Here is a 21,700-nt window from a genome sequence, read left to right as displayed (position 1 = left end):
CCTGTTGTTATCCTCTCATAGATAATGGAACTATCATGGAAAAAATTGTTATTTCCGCGAATACGTCGTGGTATGTGTTTAATTTTAGAAAAGGAACAATCTCTGAACTACTAAAAAAAGGTCATGAGGTTATTGTTATCACACCTAAGGATGGGTATGAAAATAAACTAATCTCTATGGGGTGTCGTCACATAGGAATTGATATTGACCGAGCAGGGCGCAATATCTTTAAGGAAATGAAGACCATAATCAAATATGGTATGATTTATTTTAAAGAAAAACCTTCAATTGTTTTAAATTTTACACCCAAAGCTAATATCTACAGCAGTATTGGTGCCTGGGCTTGTAAAGCAAAGGTCATTAATAACATTTCAGGATTGGGAGCAGTGTTTATTAAAAACAACCTGCTAACAAAAATTGTTAGTCTTGCATATAGAGTGTCTAACCTGGCAACTAACACGATTTTCTTCCAAAATGACGAAGACCTCAATTTCTTCTTAAAGCATAAGATTGTTCCACAGCATAAGGCAAAAAACATTCCCGGTTCAGGCGTTAACCTGGAAGAGTTTTTTGTAAAGCCATCTCCGGATGATAACAAAGTAAGATTTCTTCTTGTTGCTCGCCTTTTAAAACAGAAAGGTGTGCCAGAATATATTGAAGCAGCAACAATTCTACAAAAAAAATATAATAATGTAGAGTTTGCCATTCTTGGCCCTATAGACCACAACAATCCCAATTCAATTGATGAAAAAAATCTAATTGAGTGTAATTCACGGCATATTATTAACTATTTGGGAACCAGTGACGATGTTGCTTCTATAGTCGAGCATTACGACTGTGTGGTGCTTCCTTCATACTATAGAGAAGGTGTGCCTCGTTCCTTGCTTGAAGCTGCCGCTATGGGGAAACCCCTGATAGCCACAGATAACGTGGGTTGTCGTGATGTTGTGTTTGATGGCGTTAACGGTTTCTTATGTGAAAAGAAAAATCCTGTCTCTTTAGCTGAGGCCATGGAGAAGGTCATAAATGTTAACCATCAAGAAAGACTAAGTCTTGGAATGGAAGGAAGGAAAATCATTGAGAAGATTTTTGATGAAAGAATCGTTATCAATAAGTATATGCAGATCATTAATGGGGCTAGCTAAAACTACTCATAATAATAATCTCTCAATGAAATAACATGTCATAGCTTCTATTAGTAAATTAAATATTGGTGATGAAACTGATATGCATAACTAGCATAAATTGATCTTATTAGATTTTAATGTTGGCACCCTATTTTTTTGTTTAAAATCATCACCAAATTTTAGCAGGACATAATGCGCAAGATAACAAGTGATACATTGATATATGTTGGCGGGGAGCTATTGGTAAAGCTTTTCCCTTTTGTTCTCCTACCTATATTATCAAGAGCTTTAGGGCCAGAAGGATACAGTGACATATCACTATTTAATACTTATGTGTCAATATTGTTTATATTCATAGGTATCAATACTTCTTCAGCCGTAATACAGTTTTACTTTGTGCCTGATGGCTTAAAAGATAGTGATTATTTTAATGCCTCAGTAATAATAGTGTTATTAATAACCATATTGTTTTTGTTCATTTCGGCAATCTTTTTTTCTAATGCTATCTTTCTGCTTGCTGTCTTAACGACTTCTCTACAATGTATATATACTAATCTGTTATCACAGCAGCAAGCGCGCAAGGAAGCCAGGAAATATTTAGTTATACAGGTTTCAAACGCAATTATTTCATTTGTGCTTACCCTCCTGCTATTGGCTTATCTGCCAATCACATACAAATTGAGAGTTTATGCTGTTTCTGCAAGTTATTTGGTATCGATACTCATCTCGATATACTTGAGCAGGCGGTATTTCAATGTCAGCACGCAGGAAGATATTACAGTCGCTATTAAGAGAATGTTTTTATTTGGTTTTCCATTAATCATACATAATTTAAGTTTTTTTGCTCGCTCAGGATTAGACAGGATATTAATAGCGAAGTTTTTTTCAAAGTCGTTATTAGGTAACTATTCAGCAGCATTTCAGCTTACCGTATTCATCACAGTGATACTCATGGCCATTAATAAGGCTATGACACCACATGTATATGAAAATCTGAAAAATCATAAATATGATTTGAAATTCTTTAATTCCATATTTATTAAGTACTTGCTACTTAGCCTGTTAGTAACGGTTTTATCATATTTTCTTCCTCATCAGTTATACGAAATCATTACAGGCAAAGGCTATGACTATGTGAAAGATATATCTTTTTTGATGGTACCAGCATTTTTATCGCAAGGGTTTTATATGATCATGGCAACGACGTGCATGTATTTCAATGAAAATAAAAAGATATCATACTGTACGTTTACTGGCGGAGTGATTCACGCCATATTGCTCTATGTTGTATGCCTAAAACTAAATATATTTTATATCCCTATGGTATTGCTGGTCTCTAATATAGCAATCTCAGTCCTTATATACATTGCGATTTTCAGGAAGTTAAATTTTCAAAATGTGGAGTGAGTTTTGAACTCTTTTTATTCTAAATTTTTAGCTATTGGCATCTGTAATTTACTTATCGCTTCACTTGTCACTAATGCTTTATCTAACTTTGATCCACAAATTTCTATTTGTGTGTTTTTGTTCTTTTCATTACTCATACAACTCCCATTTATCCTGCAAGTAGAAGATAAATTTAGAGTGAGTGTAGTTGCACTGTCTTTAGCTTTCTCATGGTTTTATAGCATGGTGTGCGTATATCAATTTGATATCATGCCAGGATTAGATGCCACTCGATATTATGATTTTTTACTATCCTACAACAGTATTTCTGACATTTTACGAGATGGGATTTTTAGAGTAAGTGAAAACCAGGATAATGGTGTTCTCAGTGGTCCAGGATCGTACTTTATTTTTGGCATTCCAGTGCATTACTTTTATCTATTGATGCCATCAAAGAATGTTTACTATATAGTTATACTCAATAATATATGTAAAATGTTATTGGTTTTTACGCTTAAAGAAATTTTTAGCTATTTACATTCAGATAAATATTCTTTCTATATAGTCGTGTTGATAATATTGTCTCCAACGATAACCTATTTTTCGAGCGTGATGGGGAAAGATATCTTCATCATGATGTTGTGTTTTTTGTTATGTATAACCATTATCAAATTTTTGTCATGTAATTCTTTCCGACAAAAGTTATTTCTATTTATAGCGTCAATGGTATTGTTTTCTTATTGCATTTTACTACGACCGTACTCACCATTTGTGGCTATACTATATAGCCTGTATTTTACTGATTATAAAAAATATATTAAACTCGCTCTTCTTGTTACTGCTGTTATTATTTCTTACTTTACGTTAAAAGATCTGGCTGTAATATTTAACTGGCCTCTCATTTCTGGCTTTATGTATCTTGCGCCAAATCCAATGCAAATTGCAAACTACTCAAGTTTTACATTGATCCCAGCACTTTGTACTGTCGGCGTTGCCGTGTATTTGTTGGTTAAATTGGTAAATATTAAAAGCATTATATTTGATTCACTTTTAGTTAATTCCTTTATCGTCGTTTTCATATTTTCCGCAATTATGACTTTGGTTGGTTTTTATTCTATTGACAACCAGGAAGGAAGTTATGAACTAGGGCGGGCTGGGGATGCTATGTTTAGAAAGCAGCTATTAATTATCCCAATGGTAATGCTTTCACTTTTATTGTTAATGAGAAAGAGTTTGAATGAAGACTAGGAAAAAAATATTGCATGTGTTGGGGCAACTCAATATTGGCGGAATAGAGTCATGGCTCGTGGATTTTGTTAATAAGACTCATCAAGATTATGAATATCATTTCATTGTTGACAGGCCCGAGAAGGGATATTACGAACAGCATCTGATTGATCTAGGTTGCAAAATATATCACATATCATCACCCAAAAATAAACTGAATTATATTAAAGATTTATATACAACTATAAAAAAAGTAAATCCAGATATATGTCATAGTCATGTCAGTTTTACGAATGGAATAGTCTCATTAGTTTCCACAGTTTGCGGTGTCGATAAAAGAGTTTCTTATTCACATAGCGATCGCAGTGGTTTTTATAATAATAAAGGATTTGCAGGCAAAGTATTAATTAACATGCAAATACTCCTGACTAACATTTTTTCAAACTATAAGTCTGCAGTGAGTAGAGAGTCAGCACTTTGCCACTACAGGAAAATCGATGGTGTCAGCATCATACCGTGCGGTAAAGACTTTTCAGATTTATTGAGAATAGATGAAAAGTTAACCAGGAAGCAATTTAAATTAGACGTGAATGATTTTGTTTTAATCAACGTTGGAAGACTTACTACGGTAAAAAATCAATCTTTTTTAATCAAATTACTACCCCAACTTGATGAAAAATATAAACTTTTAATTGTCGGTGACGGAAACCTTTACAAGGAATTAATGATACTTGTAAAAGAATTGAATGTAGGGCACCGGGTGTTTTTTGCGGGGGTATCTCAAGATGTATTACGGATTTTACGTGACGTCGCAGATTTATTTTTATTCCCTTCGCACAACGAAGGTTTGGGGTTAGCGGCGATAGAAGCACAAGCTGCTGGATTGCCAGTTATTGCATCATCATCGATCCCTGCTGAAGTATGCTTGACGAGTGATTATTACAGCATAGATATTTCTAATCCTTCTGCGTGGATAGAGAAAATACAGGATCTATGCAGTAAAAATAAACAGAAGAGTGTTAACGCAGACATTTGTTCAGGCCGATATTCAATTGTAAATAATATTCGATCGATAGAAGAGATTTATAATGCGTGAAACAGGCAGAAAGAAATTCGGTCGATGGAAATGGCTGATTAAATTAATAGTAAAGAGCGTTTCTATCCTTCCCAGGTCAATAAGAGTGACATTAATGTCCATGTTCTCGGGTTTACCTGGAAAACCTGGCGTTGTTCTGCGGTATATAACATTCAGTTCATTGGCAAAGTATTGTGGTGATAATGTATATATAGGCCGATGGTGCATTATTAAGAATATTCAAAACATCAAGGTTGGTGATAATGTCAGTATACATGACTACAACTATATTGATGGGATAGGTGAATTATCTATTGGGAGCGATGTATCCATTGCTCACGGAGCCTCTATTTTAACATTCGAACATTCATATGTGAAAAGTGCTGTTCCTTTCAAATACCAACATGTCGTTATGAAACCTGTAGAAATTCACTCCAATGTTTGGATCGGATGTGGAGTAAGGGTTCTGGCTGGGGCGACGATTTTCTCAGATACCGTCGTTGGCGCAAATTCGGTGGTTAAACATAATTTGTCCAGTGGCTTATATGCCGGCATTCCTTCGACAAAGCGGAAAGATATCTTATGAAGATGGTATTTGCCCATGATCACTATTTTTACCATGTAAAAGGAAAGGTATATTCGGCTGGAAAATTGCCCTATGTTTCATTTCGAAGATATTTTAATCATTTTGATAGCATCAGCGTTGTTAGCCGTTATAAAGAAATGGACTCTGTCGCCACCAACTGGTCAGTATCTGATGGCGAAAACATCGATTTTTTCAAGATGGAAAACAAATCGTCTTTATCAGGTTTGTTTCTGAAAGATAAAAAGAGAATTGATGAACTCTATGCCTTAATAAAAAGTGCTGATGGTATTGTTGTCCGCCTTCCTAGTGAAATAGGCATTATGGTCGCTGGAATCGCTCGCGAACTTGGGAAGAAATATATAGCGGAGGTCGTTGCCTGTCCCTGGGATGCCATGACTGGGTACAAATCAGTAAAAGGGTATTTATATGCACCTTTATTGACTATGAGAACCAGGCTGGCGATTAAGAATGCATGGGGAGCTATCTACGTCACCGATCATTTTCTGCAAAAGCGCTATCCTAACAATCGCTCGATTGCGGCATCCAATGTTGAATTGCTCAATTCAAATCAAGAACGAATAGTTAAAACACATCCTAAAAAAGCGGTAAGACTCGGACTGATTGGTTCGTTGGACAGTCCTCATAAAGGATTCGATACAATCTATAAGTCTTTGAATATTTTAGCCAATAAAAATATTGATATCTCATTGCACATTGTTGGTGGTGGGGAAAAGTATAAAAACGAAGCTCTTTTAAATGAGTTGAAGATTACAGATAAAGTCTTTTTTTTAGGCAATATCAAACCGGGAAAAGACATTTACAACTTTTTAGATACAACTGATATTTATGTGCAACCGAGTAACCAGGAGGGACTGCCGCGCTCTGTTATTGAAGCGATGTCCAGAGCGTGTCCTGTCGTCCTGAGCACTGCGGGGGGTATGCCAGAGTTAGTCACATCTGAGTACCTTCATAAACCCGGAGATTATGCGTCTCTGGCTGATATTATTGCCCGACTTGTTGAGAATGAGAGTGAGTTTAATAGATGCGTTGAATCCTCAATAAAAACATCGGAAAGGTTCGATTCAGGAGCGCTCGCTATTAAACGCTATGATTTTTTCAAATCATATTGTGCAGGTGTGCTTAATGAAAGTTAGATTAATGCTATTTCTGCTTCTAATATTCAAAATGGGTTATGGCTACGCAGAACAACAAGACTTAATTTTGAATTGCTCAAAAGATAATAATGAAACTGTTATTAATGAGAAATTGGTTCTGGATGATGTCAGATTACATCTTACAAGCGGTAAATGTATTTTCAAGCAAGCAATAGTAATTGGAAGTAATGTTTTAATTATTGGTGCAGGGGAAGGGAAATCTGTTATTGAAGATGGTCGCGAAAATTCTAATCCAGAGAGTTTGATAACCAATCAAAGCTTTAACGAAACCAATAACCTAACGATCCAGGATCTGTCTTTGCAAGGCAATGTCGCGACGTTAGGTTTTTCTGAGCACGTACATTTGATTGAACTGTTTGGTGCCAGTAATGTTGATATTAATCATGTTAATCTCTCTGGTTTTAGAGGGGATGGTATTTATCTAGGTTTTCATGGTAAGCATAACAAAAACATTTCTATTAGTTCATCGACTTTTGATGGAATAACAAAAAATAATCGAAATGCGATTAGTATCATTGATGGCAATAATATTAGCATTACGAAAAATCAATTCCACAATACCACCAGAAGAGATATGCCTGGGGCGATTGATATAGAACCCAACAGGAATAAAGAACATGTGGTGAACAATATCACGATTTCTCATAATGTCTTTTCAAACATTGGCGGAAAGGCTGCAATTGTTGTTAGTATAAAATCTAAATTGAAATCTGTTATCAGCAATGTATTCATTTACGGCAATGAAATCCAAAACACCAATCGTGGTATTTTTATAAGATCACAAGCTTTTGATATTCGCGCGTTAACCGGATGGCATTATGACATTCATGACAATGTCATAATGGATTATAAAATTTCTAAGGTTTATATCTGTAATATTTCAGGCCTTTCTGATGGTTATGCATTGGGGGCTTTTAATTCTGATAATCTTTGCTGGCTTGATTTTATGCGTAAATAAGGGAGTTATAAATGGATGCCACAAATTAGTAACTGTTATAAATTTAGTGTGTGTTATTAATTACAAAACACTTTGAACCTTTTGTCTTAATTTCGATGAGCTTATAGAATGAAAATCACTATAGCCGGAACTGGCTACGTAGGGCTGTCCAATGGAATTTTACTTGCCCAAAATCACCAGGTTGTCGCATTAGATATTATTCAGCATAAAGTTAACTTACTAAATGACCGTCGTTCTCCAATTATTGATAAAGATATTGAGCACTATCTTAAAAATAAAGAGCTAAATTTTGTGGCGACCACTGATAAACAAGAGGCTTATAAAAATGCCGATTTTGTTATTATCGCTACGCCTACCGATTATGACCCGAAGACAAATTATTTTAACACTTCCTCGGTGGAAACTGTCATTACTGATGTGTTAGCAATTAACCCTTCAGCAGTAATAGTGATTAAGTCAACCGTTCCAGTTGGTTATACACAGCGCATTAAAGAACAGTTCGGCGTTGACAACATCCTCTTCTCGCCAGAATTCTTACGAGAAGGGAAAGCATTGCACGATAATCTCCATCCATCACGTATCGTTGTAGGGGAGCGTTCCAAACGTGCTGAATTATTTGCCAGCCTTTTGGTCGAAGGCGCTGTTACCACAGACATTCCCGTTGTGTTTACTGATTCGACTGAAGCGGAAGCCATCAAGTTATTTGCAAATACATACCTGGCTATGCGTGTAGCTTATTTTAATGAACTGGATAGCTACGCTGAATCATATAATTTGAACGCTCGTCATATCATCGAAGGTGTTTGCCTGGATCCGCGAATTGGAACGCACTATAACAACCCTTCATTTGGCTATGGGGGTTATTGCCTTCCAAAAGATACTAAACAGTTATTGGCCAATTACAGTAATGTGCCAAATAACCTGATCAACGCCATTGTAGATGCGAACCGAACCCGTAAAGATTTTGTGGCCGATGCCATTCTTCGCCGTTCACCAAAATGTGTGGGTGTTTATCGCCTGATCATGAAAGCGGGTTCAGATAACTTCCGCGCCTCTTCTATTCAGGGGATCATGAAACGTATTAAAGCCAAAGGTATTGAAGTTGTGGTTTATGAACCTGTACTTGAAGAAAAAGAATTCTTTAATTCCAGAGTTATTCGTTCGCTTGATGAATTTAAAAAAACATCAGATGTCATTATTTCTAACCGCATGATGGAAGAACTTTTAGATGTGGAACATAAAGTCTATACGCGAGATATTTTTGGCGATAATTAAGGCTTAGTCATCATCATCTGGTTTAAATAAACCCACTTCTCATCAATGGATTTCTGATTTCACCAGAAAGGATACTCTGTGCACTCTTTCTTTAATAATATTTTTCGGGTAACAACCGGAATAGCCCTGTTAAGTATCAGCATCACAGCAAACGCATCGGGTATTCTTTTGCCAGATGAAATGCTGCGTAACGATCTCGCTTTCCTTTCTGATAGAGGCGTTATCAATCTGGGATTATCCACCTGGCCTCTCAGCCAGGAGGAAGTCGAGAGGGCGTTGACAAATGCCCGTTCAGAATATGTTTCTGAACGTGCCGCACTGCAAAGAGCGCAGAGTCGTCTTGCCGCTTTGAAAGCCGATGCCCGAATAACCGCACATTCATATAGCAATGAACCCGGCACACCTCAGGGATTTGGCAATGCGATTTATGCCGGGCAAGAAGCTTCGTTGGCTTTCAATCTCGGCGGCGACGCATGGGACGTGCATCTGCAGGGTAATGCCGAAGCAGATATGCAGATAAGTAATGGTTCCCGATACAATCTTAATAATTCCTATGGCGCACTAAAATTCGCGAATCAGTGGCTCGCCTTTGGACAAATCCCGCAGTGGTGGGGGCCAGGCTATGAAGGCAGTCTTATTCGTTCTGATGCCGCACGCCCGGTAACGGGTTTTTTGATGCAGCGAGCGGAACAAACTGCACCTGAAACCTGGTGGCTGAACTGGATTGGCCCATGGCAATATCAGCTCACTGCCGGGGAACTCAGCCAGTATGCCGCTGTACCTCATACGCTACTTACCGGCGGGCGGCTGACCTTTTCCCCGGTGTCATCCCTGGAGTTTGGCGCTTCACGCATGATGCAATGGGGAGGGCAAGGGCGGTCTGAATCATTCAGCACATTTATGAAAGGTTTTACCGGCCAGGATAACTCCAGCACGGGGAATGATCCGGGTAACCAACTGGCGGGGTTTGATTTCAAATTGAAACTTCAACCCACGCTCGGATGGCCTGTTAACTTTTACGGTCAGATGATTGGTGAAGATGAAGCGGGCTTTCTGCCCAGCGGAAATCTGTTCCTTGGCGGCGTGGAAGGCCATCATATTGCGGGGAATAATGCGATTAACTGGTATATGGAAGCGCATGATATGCGTCGCAACTTCAACCGCCTCGGTTCCAGCTACACCCACCATATTTACACCGACGGCTATTACCAGCAGGGGTATCCGCTGGGAGATGCGATTGGTGGCGATGGACGTCTGCTGGCGGCGAGAGTGGAGTTAGCGACCGAAAATGACCAGCGCTGGAGCGTCCGTTTGACTCACGCGATCGTCAATCCACAAAGTGATGAGATTAACCGTGCTTTCCCTCAGTCAGACACTCTGACGGGGATTCAACTTGGCTGGAATGGTGCTGTGTACCAGGCGGCAAGATTGAAACTCGGTCTCTGGTACACCGAAGCCAGTCATAGTGATAACGATGCCGGTGTGAGCGTGGGGGCTGAAGTCCCGTTCAACTGGTAATCTGCCGGTAAAAGATATGGGCGGGTAACGCAACGTTACTCGCCTCTAATCCGAATTAATATGCACCTTACAATAGCGCCGCTTCCATGCTGCGGGCGTTAATCCCATCGCTTTGCGAAACACCTTCCTGAAATATCCCACATCCTGAAATCCACAGCGTTCGGCGACTTCACTTAACGAACATGCATCGCCTATCAGCATTTTTTCTGCACTGAGCACGCGCTGGCGGTGTATCGCCTCGGTAATAGTCAGTTGAAATGTTTGACGGTAAACACGCCCCAGATAATCCGCATTGCAATGAAGCTGGCTGGAGAGTGTTGAGGTAGAAACCGGCAGATGAAACTGAGTTCGAATTAACTGCTGCGCTTTATACGCCAGTGCGACGCCGCTGTTATCTGTTTGCTGGCTATCGTTCACCACCACAGAAAGTTGCTGCATGATCAGCAGCAATATTAATTCCAGCGCGCTGCTACGAGTGATAGATTCTTGTTCGCTTAAGAACTGGCGGAATAAAGAAATAACATATTGGGGATTTATCACTTGCCCGTGTTGCGGCAATGAAATTAACGATGCCGGATTGTCTGTTTTATTATCCAGTGGTGGATTAAGTTCGAAGTGAAGCCAGTAGAATTTTAAATCAGACGGGAAGATTCCTACTCCGACGTGTTTCCTGTGTGGCCAGAGCAATAAACTTTCCCCCTCCTTTACGCTGAACAGCGTGTCATCCTCACGGATCGTAAGTGTCCCTTTTTCAACAAAAATCAATTCCCACGAGTCGAGTTCACGCTGCGGATGGCTCCCCACGCCTCGTGAAATAAACAAGCCACCGTTTTGCACGGAAATAGGTAAAGATATCTTTAAATCAAGCAATTAGGTTTTCCTTTGATCCATTCACCCAATGTAGTGTAGATAAAACCTCTCAAATAGTGGGCTGGCTACCGACGTTTGGCGATCTCCTTCACAATTTTATCTTTAGGTCGGAATTGTCCTCTTTTTATACTTTTCTCTCGCCTTGTTGGTACCTGGATTGAGTGCAAAATTATTCTGGAACATTGTAAATACAAAAATAATAACTCCAGATTTCTAACCCGATGCGAGGCTTTATCATGACCTCTACCCCTATAAATAATACTGATATTGTTACCTCAGATTTAAATGGCAGGCTCTCTGTTCGCGAGAAAATAGGTTACGGATTAGGGGATGCGGGTGGAACCGTCATTACCTGCCTTATCATGAACTTTCTCACCTTTTTCTATACAGATGTTTTTGGATTAACTCCCGCTATTGTCGGCACGCTGTTTATCGCATTGCGTGTCATTGACGCCATCTCCGACCCCCTGATGGGGATCCTTGCCGACCGCACACAAAGCCGCTTTGGACGTTTCCGTCCGTGGCAATTGTGGGTGGCTGTGCCGATTGGGATTATCGGTGTGCTGACCTTCACCGTGCCAGACCTCAGTGCCAATATGAAAATCCTTTGGGCATTCGGCACTTACCTTTTGCTCTCTGTCGGCTATACCGCCATCAACGTGCCTTACTGCGCGCTTATCAACACCATGACCACGCGCCACGACGAAGTGATTTCCTGCCAGTCCTGGCGCTTTGTGTTGTGCGGCGTGGCGGGCTTTTTGGTATCGGTTGGCTTGCCGTGGCTGGTCGAAATCATCGGCCAGGGTAACGCTGCAAAAGGTTACCAGATGGGTGTCGGCATCCTGTGTGCCGTGGCGGTGGTGATGTTCCTGTGCTGCTTCTTCTGGGTGCGTGAACGCGTGCCGTTGGCGTTGATGGGCAAATTTACCCTGCGCGAACACCTGGCGGGTCTGCGTAAAAACGACCAGTTATTGCTGAGCCTGGTGATGTCGTTCCTGCTTATCAACGTGTTTAACCTGCGCGGCGGTGGCTACATGTATTTCATCACTTACGTGCTGCAAGGTAGCGCCGGGTTTGCCTCGCTGTTCTTCACCATGGTGACCTTCGCCTCCATTCTCGGCGCGGTGATTGTTAACCCACTCGCCAAACGCTTTGATACCGTAAAACTCTACTACTACACCAACCTGGTTTTGGCGGCGTTGGCGTTCGGCATGTGGCTTCTGCCAACAGGCGCGGCGTTCCAGACTTTATGGTTAATCGTGATTCTGGCAAACGGCATTATTCTTGGCTTCACACTGCCGCTGCACTTTTCGATCATGGCGTTTGCCGATGATTACGGCGAGTGGAAAACTGGTGTGCGCTCGTCGGGCATGAACTTCGCCTTCAACCTTTTCTTCATCAAATTAGCCTGGGCCGCCAGCGCCGGGATCATCAGCGTGGTGTTTATATTCGTGGCTTATCAACCCGGCCCGGAACACCAGACGGCGGCTTCACTCTCCGGCATTACCGCGCTGGAAACGCTGTTGCCGGCCGTATTTCACCTGTTACTGGCTCTGGCTATTCGCCGTTGCCGTTTGAATAACCCCATGATGGCGCAGATTTCCACTGACTTACGTCAGCGCCATGTCCAGACCGCCTGAGGAGTTGTTATGAATCAGCCTGATATTTTACAGGAAGTAGACCTGCACCAACTGAAAGTGACCGATGCGTTTTTGGGCCAGTACCAACGGCTGGTGCGCGATGTGGTGATCCCTTATCAGTGGGATGCTCTGAATGACCGCATTAGTGAGGCTGACCCGAGCCACGCCATCGAAAACTTTGAGATAGCCGCAGGGCGCAAAGACGGCGAGTTTTACGGCATGGTTTTCCAGGACAGCGACGTGGCGAAATGGCTGGAAGCGGTGGCGTGGTCACTGTGCCAGAAGCCGGATGCAGAGCTTGAAAAAACCGCTGACGAAGTTATCGAACTGGTCGAGGCGGCGCAGTGTGAGGATGGCTATCTGAACACTTATTTCACCGTCAAAGAGCCGGAACTGCGCTGGACGAACCTCGCCGAATGCCACGAGCTGTACTGCGCCGGGCATATGATTGAAGCGGGCGTGGCGTTCTTCCAGGCAACGGGGAAACGCCGCCTGTTAGATGTGGTATGCCGTCTGGCCGACCACATTGATAGCGTGTTTGGTCCAGGTGAAAACCAGCTGCATGGCTACCCGGGGCATCCGGAAATCGAACTGGCGTTGATGCGTTTATATGAAGTGACGGACAACCCGCGCTATTTGAATCTGGTGAATTATTTCGTCGAAGAACGTGGTGCACAGCCGCATTTTTACGACATCGAATATGAAAAACGTGGGCGTACCTCGCACTGGAACATTCACGGCCCGGCGTGGATGGTAAAAGACAAAGCCTACAGCCAGGCGCATCAACCGCTGGCATTGCAGCAAACTGCGATTGGGCATGCGGTGCGCTTTGTTTATCTGATGGCGGGAGTGGCGCATCTTGCGCGGCTGCATAAAGACGAAGAGAAGCGCCAGACCTGTTTGCGTTTGTGGGACAACATGGTGCAGCGCCAGATGTATATCACCGGCGGGATTGGCTCACAAAGCAGCGGTGAGGCGTTTAGTTCGGATTACGACTTGCCTAACGACACGGTATACGCTGAGAGCTGTGCGTCGATTGGGTTGATGATGTATGCCCGCCGCATGTTGCAAATGGAAGCCGACAGCCGTTTCGCCGACGTGATGGAACGTGCGTTATACAACACCGTGCTCGGCGGTATGGCTCTGGATGGTAAACACTTTTTCTACGTTAACCCGCTCGAAGTGCATCCAAAAAGTCTGGCCTTAAACCATATTTACGATCACGTAAAACCTGTTCGCCAGCGCTGGTTTGGCTGTGCCTGCTGTCCACCGAACATCGCCCGCGTGCTGACGTCGCTGGGTCATTATATTTATACCCCGCGACCGGATGCGCTTTACGTTCACTTGTATGTGGGCAACGAAATGGACGTTCCGGTGGGCGATACATCACTGGGACTGAAAATCAGCGGCGACTATCCATGGCATGAACAGATAGAAATCGTGGTCACGTCGGCACAGCCCGTGCAACACACGCTCGCGCTGCGCTTGCCGGACTGGTGTGCGCAACCGCAGGTCATGCTGAACGGTGAAACCTGCGAAGGTGAAATCCGTAAAGGTTATTTGCACATTTCTCGTCGCTGGCAAGAGGGCGACCGTATCGCGCTAACCTTACCGATGCCGGTGCGCCGTGTGTATGGCAACCCGCTGCTGCGCCATGTGGCCGGTAAAGTCGCCGTCCAACGCGGGCCGCTGGTCTATTGCCTTGAAGAGGCTGATAACGGCGCAGAGCTGCATAATTTATGGCTGCCGAAAGACAGCGCATTTAGCCTGATTCAGGGCAAAGGTATTTTCGCCCATAAAGTGCTGATTCAGGCCGATGGTTTGCGCAGGGCAAGCCAACAAGCTGAACAGCAGGCGCTGTATCACTACGACCAACCCCCGGTCATCACCGAGCCACAAAAACTGACCTTTATTCCGTGGTTTAGTTGGGCAAATCGCGGGGAAGGGGAAATGCGTATTTGGGTAAATGGCGAGTGACGAGGATTATGTAATTAATGTCGGATGTCGCTGCGCTAATCCGACCTACAAAAGCAGGATGAATCGGTTTTGTAGGGTGGATAAGCGTAAGCGACATCCACCATTTTGCAATATTATTTCTGCTTCGCCAGCCACACCGCACCCAGCATTCCTGCTTTATTGCCCAGTTTGCAGGGGCGGATTGGGACTTTCAGAACATCCCAGAATTTAAATTCCTCCAGATGGCGTTCCAGCATTGGGTACAGCATTGGCTGTGAGCTGACGCCGCCACCGAGCAAAATGGCCTGCGGATCAAACAGCGAGACCACGCTGTAAATGCCACGAGCCAGATATTTAACCCAATTGTCGATTACGCCCTGAATATGCAGATCCGTTTCGGCACGGGCAAAAATATCTTTGCCGTTGATTTTCTCCTCGGCGGGGATGTTCATCTCACGACGGCACGCTTCCATAAGCCCTTTCGCAGAGGCGAGCTTGTGCATGTCTTCACCATATTTTCCGACCGGTAGCACGCCAAACTCGCCCGCGCGGAAGTGCGAACCGCGCATTAACTCACGGTTAACGATAATGCCGCCACCGATACCGGTGCCAATGGTGATGCAGACCAGCGAATTATATTCATTGCCCGCGCCCAGCCACATCTCACCGAGGGCGGCGCAGTTGGCATCATTTTCAACGGTAATCGGCAGGTCAGTTAGAGCACCGAAAATCTCCAGAAGATTGCTGCCATCAAGAAACTCTAGCGCCCCTGCCTTGGGGACATTTCCGGTATGAGGGTTTATGTATCCGGGGAAACTGATAGCAATACCGGCAATTTCATTATGTTGCCGGTAGCCTGCCACCACACTTTGCCAGGCATCAAGAAACAGCTGCTTGTCGTAGTGAGTGTCATATTCTTCGGCAATCAGCACCTCTCCCTCTTCGGTGAATAAACCGTGCTTCACATGAGTACCGCCTACATCAAAACCTATAAACAGGCGCATGAGCATTCCTTGTTGTTAAATAGAAAAAGGCAATTTTTAAGTATGTATCAAAACCAATAGCCTGCAGGATGAATACTCCGAATCATTCGATTATTAATCCGTGACCTGTGTCGTAAAGCCTCCAAACGTTGGCGAAGAAATCACCACTGGCGACTACGCTTGAGAGTGCAAACCGACAAGGAGACACAGATGACAAATAATCCTCCAGATACCCGAATTATCCCCGGCGAGTATGGTTTCCCGCTCAAACTTAAACCGCGTTACGACAACTTTATCGGTGGCCAGTGGGTTCCACCGGTCGAAGGACAATACTACGAAAACCTGACGCCTGTGACCGGCCAGCCGCTTTGTGAGATTGCCAGCTCCAGCAAAGGCGATATCGATTTAGCGCTGGATGCGGCACATGAGGCGAAAGCAGCCTGGGGCGGGATGTCTGTCCAGGATCGCGCCAATATTCTGTTTAAAATCGCCGATCGTATGGAACAGAATATCGAGCTGCTCGCGGCGGCGGAAACCTGGGATAACGGCAAACCTATCCGCGAAACCAGCGGCGCTGACGTGCCATTGGCTATCGACCATTTCCGTTATTTTGCTTCCTGTATTCGCGCACAAGAAGGCGGGATCAGCGAAGTTGACGGCGATACCGTGGCATATCACTTCCATGAACCGCTCGGGGTGGTCGCCCAAATCATTCCGTGGAACTTCCCGCTGTTGATGGCGAGCTGGAAAATGGCTCCGGCACTGGCGGCAGGTAACTGCATCGTGCTGAAGCCGGCGCGTCTGACGCCGCTGTCAGTATTGCTGCTGATGGAGCTGGTTGGCGATTTACTGCCGCCGGGTGTTATCAACGTGGTGAATGGCGCTGGGGGGGAAATCGGTGAATATCTGGCGACCTCAAAACGCATCGCCAAAGTTGCGTTCACAGGTTCAACCGAAGTGGGTCAGCAGATCATGCAGTACGCGACCCAGAATATTATTCCGGTGACACTTGAGCTGGGTGGTAAATCCCCAAACATCTTCTTTGCCGATGTGATGGACGAAGAGGATGCGTTTTTCGACAAGGCGCTGGAAGGTTTCGCGCTATTTGCCTTTAACCAGGGCGAAGTCTGTACCTGTCCGAGCCGCGCGCTGGTGCAAGAATCCATCTACGAACGTTTTATGGAACGCGCCATTCGCCGCGTCGAATCTATCCGCAGCGGTAACCCGCTGGACTCCCGCACGCAAATGGGTGCGCAGGTTTCACAAGGGCAGATGGAAACTATCCTGAATTACATTGATATCGGCAAAAAAGAGGGCGCTGATGTGCTTACCGGTGGGCGTCGTAAGGCCCTGGAAGGTGATTTGAAAGCCGGTTATTACCTCGAGCCGACGATTCTGTTTGGTAAAAATAACATGCGTGTCTTCCAGGAAGAGATCTTCGGCCCTGTTCTCGCCGTCACTACCTTCAAGACCATGGAAGAGGCGCTTGAGCTGGCGAACGATACGGAATACGGCCTGGGTGCAGGTGTCTGGAGCCGCAACGGCAATCTGGCGTACAAAATGGGGCGTGGCATTCAGGCGGGTCGCGTGTGGACAAACTGTTATCACGCCTATCCGGCACACGCTGCGTTTGGCGGGTATAAGCAATCGGGCATCGGGCGCGAAACTCACAAAATGATGCTTGAGCATTATCAACAAACTAAATGTTTGCTGGTGAGTTATTCCGATAAGCCGTTAGGGCTGTTCTAACGGGTTTGCCAGGGTGGATTTGCGTTAGCGTCATCCACCATTTTCACCGTTTGTGTCGGATGACGCTGGCGCTTATCCGACCTACGGAGGGTTGTTGTAGGGGGGATAAGCCGCAGGCGTCATCCATCATTTTCACCGTTTGTGTCGGATGGCGCTGGCGCTTATCCGACCTACGAAGGGTTGTTGTAGGGTGGATAAGCCGCAGGCGCCATCCACCATTTTCACCGGTTGTGTCGGATGACGCTGGCGCTTATCCGACCTACGAAGGGTTGTTGTAGGGGGGATAAGCCGCAGGCGTCATCCACCATTTGTGCCAGTTGTGTCGGATGACGCTGGCGCTTATCCGACCTACGAAGGGTTGTTGTAGGGTGGATAAGCCGCAGGCGCCATCCACCATTTGTGCCCGTTGTGTCGGATGACGCTGGCGCTTATCCGACCTACGAAGGGTTGTTGTAGGGTGGATAAGCCGCAGGCGTCATCCACCATTTTCACCGGTTGTGTCGGATGACGCTGGCGCTTATCCGACCTACGAAGGGTTGTTGTAGGGGGGATAAGCCGCAGGCGTCATCCACCATTTTCACCGTTTGTGTCGGATGACGCTGACGCTTATCCGACCTACGGAGAGTTGTTGTAGGGGGGATAAGCCGCAGGCGTCATCCACCATTTTCACCGGTTGTGTCGGATGACGCTGACGCTTATCCGACCTACGGAGAGTTGTTGTAGGGGGGATAAGCCGCAGGCGTCATCCACCATTTGTGCCCGTTTTGTCGGATGACGCTGGCGCTTATCCGACCTACGGAGAGTTGTTGTAGGGTGGATAAGCCGCAGGCGTCATCCACCATTTTCACCGTTTTTGTCGGATGACGCTGACGCTTATCCGACCTACGGTTTCTCAACCATAAACAATGCTTTATCACGCAATAAATGGTCATTCCCACGACGGCGGGTAAAACCAATACGATCAAAATATTCAAGAATTTGCACCGCAAGTTTGCGACCCACGCCCAGAACATCGCGGAAATCCGCAGCGCTGGTGGCACCTTGCGTTTGATCTAATTCACGGATCAAATTGGCGAACACCTGAATCCGATCATTTCGATAATAACGATCTTTTATGATCGCCGTGACCAGCCCAAGTTGTGCGGCAAAGCGCAACAGCTGGCGCATGGCTTGTTCATCTTGCTGCGTTTCACGAGCCAGATCACGCACCCACCAGGGTTCATCACCAAATAACGCATCCACTTTTTGCCACACAGCCAACTGTTCAGCAGAAAAACCTGGTTTGTGCTCGGGCAGATGCAGCCAGCCCTGGCGGCTTGCGAGTAATCCTTCCTGACGCATTTTTTCAATCAGCGCCAGAACTAACGGCTCATCTTCACCTGGCAGCGCCATGCGGCGCAGGCGTTCGCGCCCAGGGCCGGGTTGGTCGTCATGTTGTTGATGATAACGCTCGAGGGTGTCGAGCAGCTTCTGCTTCCAGCGCGCCGCCATTGCGTCGCTGAGCAGGCTGTTGCCTGCGCGTAAAGCGGCGGTGTCGGTCAGCAACGCCTGCAAACCCTCAGATGTCAGCTGCCGCGCCCACGCGAAGTCCGTTAGCGTGACGGCACTGCGTTGCAAATGCGTATCGAGCGCCTGCTGGTCGGTTTCAGCTTGTTTAAGTTGCTGTAACCACGCCAAAAATGCTGGCTGGCGTTTGCCACGACGTGGGGCGTGCAAAAGAATGGCTCGCGCTCCACCGAGTGTGACCCGAGCGCTGATATCGCGCAGCACCAGGCGGTCGTTATCCGCAAGCCATAGCGGGACATCTAACACCAGTTCGGCGAGGTCGTCTTCCAGCAGCGAAATACGCCCCGTGATATGGCTTGCGGCATGATGAATATGCAACGGTTGCCATTGCTGTAACGGAGCGTGGCATTGCAGCTGAACAATGACGCGCTCGACAGGCTGGAGAGGTTTTTCAGCCAGTAACCAGTCGCCACGTTTGATATCCAGTTTTTCCGCATCACCGCTGATATTCAGAGCAATACGCTGCCCGGCAAAGGCAGTGTCGGTTTTACTGTTTTGCGCATGTAAACCGCGCACGCGCATCGGTTTATCGGCACCTGTCAGCCATAACGTATCGCCCACGTTCACTTCACCACTTAACGCGGTGCCGGTGACTACCAGGCCGGAACCTTTCACGGTAAAAGCGCGATCGATGGCGAGACGGAAACGATGCTGACGCGGATGTGCACGCTCGGGCAATGTAAGTAAGTGCTCACGTAGTTCGTCAATTCCGTTACCGCTGGTGGCCGCCGTCACAAATAAAGCCGCGTCGTGCCAGCCCCATTCACGCAGGGCTTCCATCACTTCTTCGCGCACTTCTTCAATACGCGTTTCGCTGACGCGGTCGGCTTTGGTCAGGGCGACAGTGAGCGACGGTTTTCCGGTGAGTTGCAAAATAGCGAGGTGCTCGCGCGTTTGCGCCATCACGCCGTCATCGCAAGCCACCACTAACAGCGCGTGGTCGATGCCGCCAACGCCCGCCAGCATATTAGCGAGGAATTTTTCATGGCCTGGCACATCAATAAAACCGGGGATGCGGCCATCGGGTTGTGGCCAGTAGGCGTAACCGAGATCGATAGTCATGCCGCGCTTTTTTTCTTCCGGCAGACGGTCAGCATTCACGCCGGTTATGGCTTGCAGCAGGGTGGTTTTGCCATGGTCAACGTGACCGGCAGTAGCAATAATCATCGGTTCAGACTCTCCATGAATTGAACTTCATCTTCCAGACAACGTAAATCCAGCCATAAACGTCCATCATTGATACGACCAATAATCGGTGTCGATGAGTCACGCAGGCTATCTACCAGCGTACTTAGCGTGGTGCCGCGGCCATCTTTGGGGGTGAAGGTCAGCGCTGCGCTAGGTAAGCGGTCAACCGGCAGCGATCCGCTACCAATCTGCGATAAACACGCCTCGACTTGCACCGTAAATTGCGCACCATACTTATCCTTTAGCGCGGGCAGCAGACGATGGGCTTGTTCGGTGATGTCAGTCGCTTTGCGGGTGAGTAAGCGCAAAGTCGGTAATCTTTCGACCAGCGTTTCGGGATGCTGATACAGGCGCAATGTCGCTTCCAGTGCCGCGAGTGTCATTTTATCGGCACGCAATGCGCGTTTAAGCGGATGTTGCTGAATACGGGCAATCAGCTCTTTTTTACCCACGATAATGCCCGCTTGAGGCCCACCGAGCAGTTTATCCCCGGAGAAACTCACCAGGCTCACACCCGCTGCAATCAGCTGTTGAGGCATCGGTTCTTCCGGCAAACCCCACTGGCTCAGATCAACCAGCGAGCCGCTGCCAAGGTCGGTGACAACTGGGATATTTAGCTCATTGCCGAGTGCAACCAGTTCTGCTTCGCTGACGGCTTTGGTAAAGCCCGCCACCTGATAGTTACTGGTGTGAACTTTCATCAGTAGTGCGGTGTTTTCACCTGCAGCCTGGCGGTAATCTTTCAAATGTGTGCGGTTGGTGGTGCCGACTTCCACCAGTTGGCAGCCCGCCTGGCGCATCACATCCGGGATACGGAATGCCCCACCGATTTCGACCAGCTCGCCGCGAGATACCACCACTTCTTCACCACTGGCGCAGGCCGCCAGCATCAACAGTACCGCCGCCGCGTTGTTATTCACGATGCAGGCATCTTCGGCACCGGTTAGCTCACAAAGCAGGGAGGCCAGCGCTTTATCACGGTGCCCACGGGCAGCGCCGTGTAAGTCATATTCCAGCGTGACGGGATGACGCATCACTTGCGCAACCGCTTCAACCGCCGCTTCCGCCTGCAATGCACGGCCAAGATTGGTGTGCAGCACCGTGCCAGTCAGATTAAACACCGGCAGCAACGCGCTGCGCTGGTGGGATTCCAGACGCAACTGCACCTGTGCTGCCCAGTCGTCATTCCACGCTGGCAGCAGCTCTTGCGAGCGGATGTGCTCCCGCGCAGTCTCCAGCATTTCACGCAAGGTATTGACCACCTGAGTGTGGCCGAATGTGTGAAGCAAAGTGTTGAATGAGGCGTCACGTAACAGTTTGTCGATGGCCGGAAGTTGGCTGTACAAGGTGCGATGGGTAGTCATAACAAGCCGCAGAGTGGTGAAATATCCTGATAGTTTACAGGGGGAGTTGGCCCCCTG

16 protein-coding genes are annotated in these 21,700 nt (G+C 46.1%); 12 read left to right on the top strand and 4 right to left on the bottom strand.

Annotation, left to right across the window (positions count from 1 at the left end; genetic code table 11):
* Positions 1-35 precede the first annotated feature (35 nt).
* The 9 genes from WBL83_RS20015 (at position 36) to WBL83_RS19975 (ending at position 10,327) form a co-directional block, all read left to right on the top strand.
* Complete coding sequence (locus WBL83_RS20015; protein WP_424590771.1) at positions 36-1,145, top strand: glycosyltransferase family 4 protein; 1,110 nt, start codon at positions 36-38, stop codon at positions 1,143-1,145.
* A 174-nt stretch (positions 1,146-1,319) separates the two neighbouring features.
* Positions 1,320-2,534, top strand: coding sequence for an oligosaccharide flippase family protein (locus WBL83_RS20010; RefSeq protein WP_424590770.1), 1,215 nt, complete (start codon positions 1,320-1,322; stop codon positions 2,532-2,534).
* Positions 2,535-2,537: 3 nt separating this feature from the next.
* On the top strand, positions 2,538-3,761 hold the full coding sequence (locus WBL83_RS20005; protein ID WP_424590769.1) for a hypothetical protein: 1,224 nt from the start codon (positions 2,538-2,540) through the stop codon (positions 3,759-3,761).
* Entirely contained in the window at positions 3,751-4,836 is a 1,086-nt protein-coding gene (locus WBL83_RS20000; RefSeq protein WP_424590768.1) for a glycosyltransferase, read from the top strand. Before WBL83_RS20005 ends, WBL83_RS20000 begins: the two co-directional genes overlap by 11 nt.
* On the top strand, positions 4,829-5,401 hold the full coding sequence (locus WBL83_RS19995; protein WP_424590767.1) for an acyltransferase: 573 nt from the start codon (positions 4,829-4,831) through the stop codon (positions 5,399-5,401). The genes WBL83_RS20000 and WBL83_RS19995 overlap by 8 nt, the downstream gene beginning before the upstream one ends.
* On the top strand, positions 5,398-6,555 hold the full coding sequence (locus WBL83_RS19990) for a glycosyltransferase family 4 protein (protein ID WP_424590766.1): 1,158 nt from the start codon (positions 5,398-5,400) through the stop codon (positions 6,553-6,555). The genes WBL83_RS19995 and WBL83_RS19990 overlap by 4 nt, the downstream gene beginning before the upstream one ends.
* Entirely contained in the window at positions 6,545-7,534 is a 990-nt protein-coding gene (locus tag WBL83_RS19985) for a hypothetical protein (RefSeq protein WP_424590765.1), read from the top strand. Before WBL83_RS19990 ends, WBL83_RS19985 begins: the two co-directional genes overlap by 11 nt.
* 108 nt (positions 7,535-7,642) lie before the next feature.
* Complete coding sequence (locus WBL83_RS19980; protein WP_424590764.1) at positions 7,643-8,809, top strand: nucleotide sugar dehydrogenase; 1,167 nt, start codon at positions 7,643-7,645, stop codon at positions 8,807-8,809.
* A gap of 78 nt (positions 8,810-8,887) precedes the next feature.
* The gene (locus WBL83_RS19975) at positions 8,888-10,327 is read left to right on the top strand and encodes a capsule assembly Wzi family protein (RefSeq protein WP_424590763.1); all 1,440 of its coding nucleotides are present in this window, start codon (positions 8,888-8,890) and stop codon (positions 10,325-10,327) included.
* A gap of 45 nt (positions 10,328-10,372) precedes the next feature.
* Here the strand turns inward: WBL83_RS19975 and WBL83_RS19970 are convergent, their stop codons facing one another.
* On the bottom strand, positions 10,373-11,197 hold the full coding sequence (locus tag WBL83_RS19970; protein WP_424590762.1) for a helix-turn-helix domain-containing protein: 825 nt from the start codon (positions 11,195-11,197) through the stop codon (positions 10,373-10,375).
* A gap of 236 nt (positions 11,198-11,433) precedes the next feature.
* Here WBL83_RS19970 and WBL83_RS19965 point away from each other — a divergent pair, with 236 nt between their 5' ends.
* Together WBL83_RS19965 and WBL83_RS19960 are read left to right on the top strand one after the other, a co-directional pair.
* Positions 11,434-12,837, top strand: a complete 1,404-nt coding sequence (locus WBL83_RS19965; RefSeq protein ID WP_424590761.1) for an MFS transporter — start codon at positions 11,434-11,436, stop codon at positions 12,835-12,837.
* A gap of 9 nt (positions 12,838-12,846) precedes the next feature.
* On the top strand, positions 12,847-14,814 hold the full coding sequence (locus tag WBL83_RS19960; RefSeq protein ID WP_424590760.1) for a glycoside hydrolase family 127 protein: 1,968 nt from the start codon (positions 12,847-12,849) through the stop codon (positions 14,812-14,814).
* A gap of 113 nt (positions 14,815-14,927) precedes the next feature.
* Here WBL83_RS19960 and WBL83_RS19955 read toward each other — a convergent pair whose 3' ends face one another.
* Positions 14,928-15,797, bottom strand: a complete 870-nt coding sequence (locus tag WBL83_RS19955) for an ROK family protein (protein ID WP_424590759.1) — start codon at positions 15,795-15,797, stop codon at positions 14,928-14,930.
* Positions 15,798-15,986: 189 nt separating this feature from the next.
* On the opposite strand from WBL83_RS19955, the gene exaC reads away from it, so the two are divergent.
* The gene (exaC, locus tag WBL83_RS19950; RefSeq protein ID WP_424590758.1) at positions 15,987-17,525 is read left to right on the top strand and encodes an acetaldehyde dehydrogenase ExaC; all 1,539 of its coding nucleotides are present in this window, start codon (positions 15,987-15,989) and stop codon (positions 17,523-17,525) included.
* A gap of 882 nt (positions 17,526-18,407) precedes the next feature.
* Here the strand turns inward: exaC and selB are convergent.
* A complete protein-coding gene (selB, locus tag WBL83_RS19945) occupies positions 18,408-20,258 on the bottom strand; it encodes a selenocysteine-specific translation elongation factor (protein WP_424590757.1) in 1,851 nt (616 codons plus the stop codon).
* Positions 20,255-21,643, bottom strand: coding sequence for an L-seryl-tRNA(Sec) selenium transferase (gene selA / locus WBL83_RS19940; protein ID WP_424590897.1), 1,389 nt, complete (start codon positions 21,641-21,643; stop codon positions 20,255-20,257). The genes selB and selA overlap by 4 nt, the downstream gene beginning before the upstream one ends.
* Between the last annotated feature and the right edge of the window lie 57 nt (positions 21,644-21,700).

The sequence above is a fragment of the Buttiauxella sp. genome, assembly GCF_049686335.1.
Lineage (GTDB): Bacteria > Pseudomonadota > Gammaproteobacteria > Enterobacterales > Enterobacteriaceae > Buttiauxella.
Note: the sequence above shows the minus strand (reverse complement) of the source record. Positions and strands in the feature narration are given on the sequence as shown.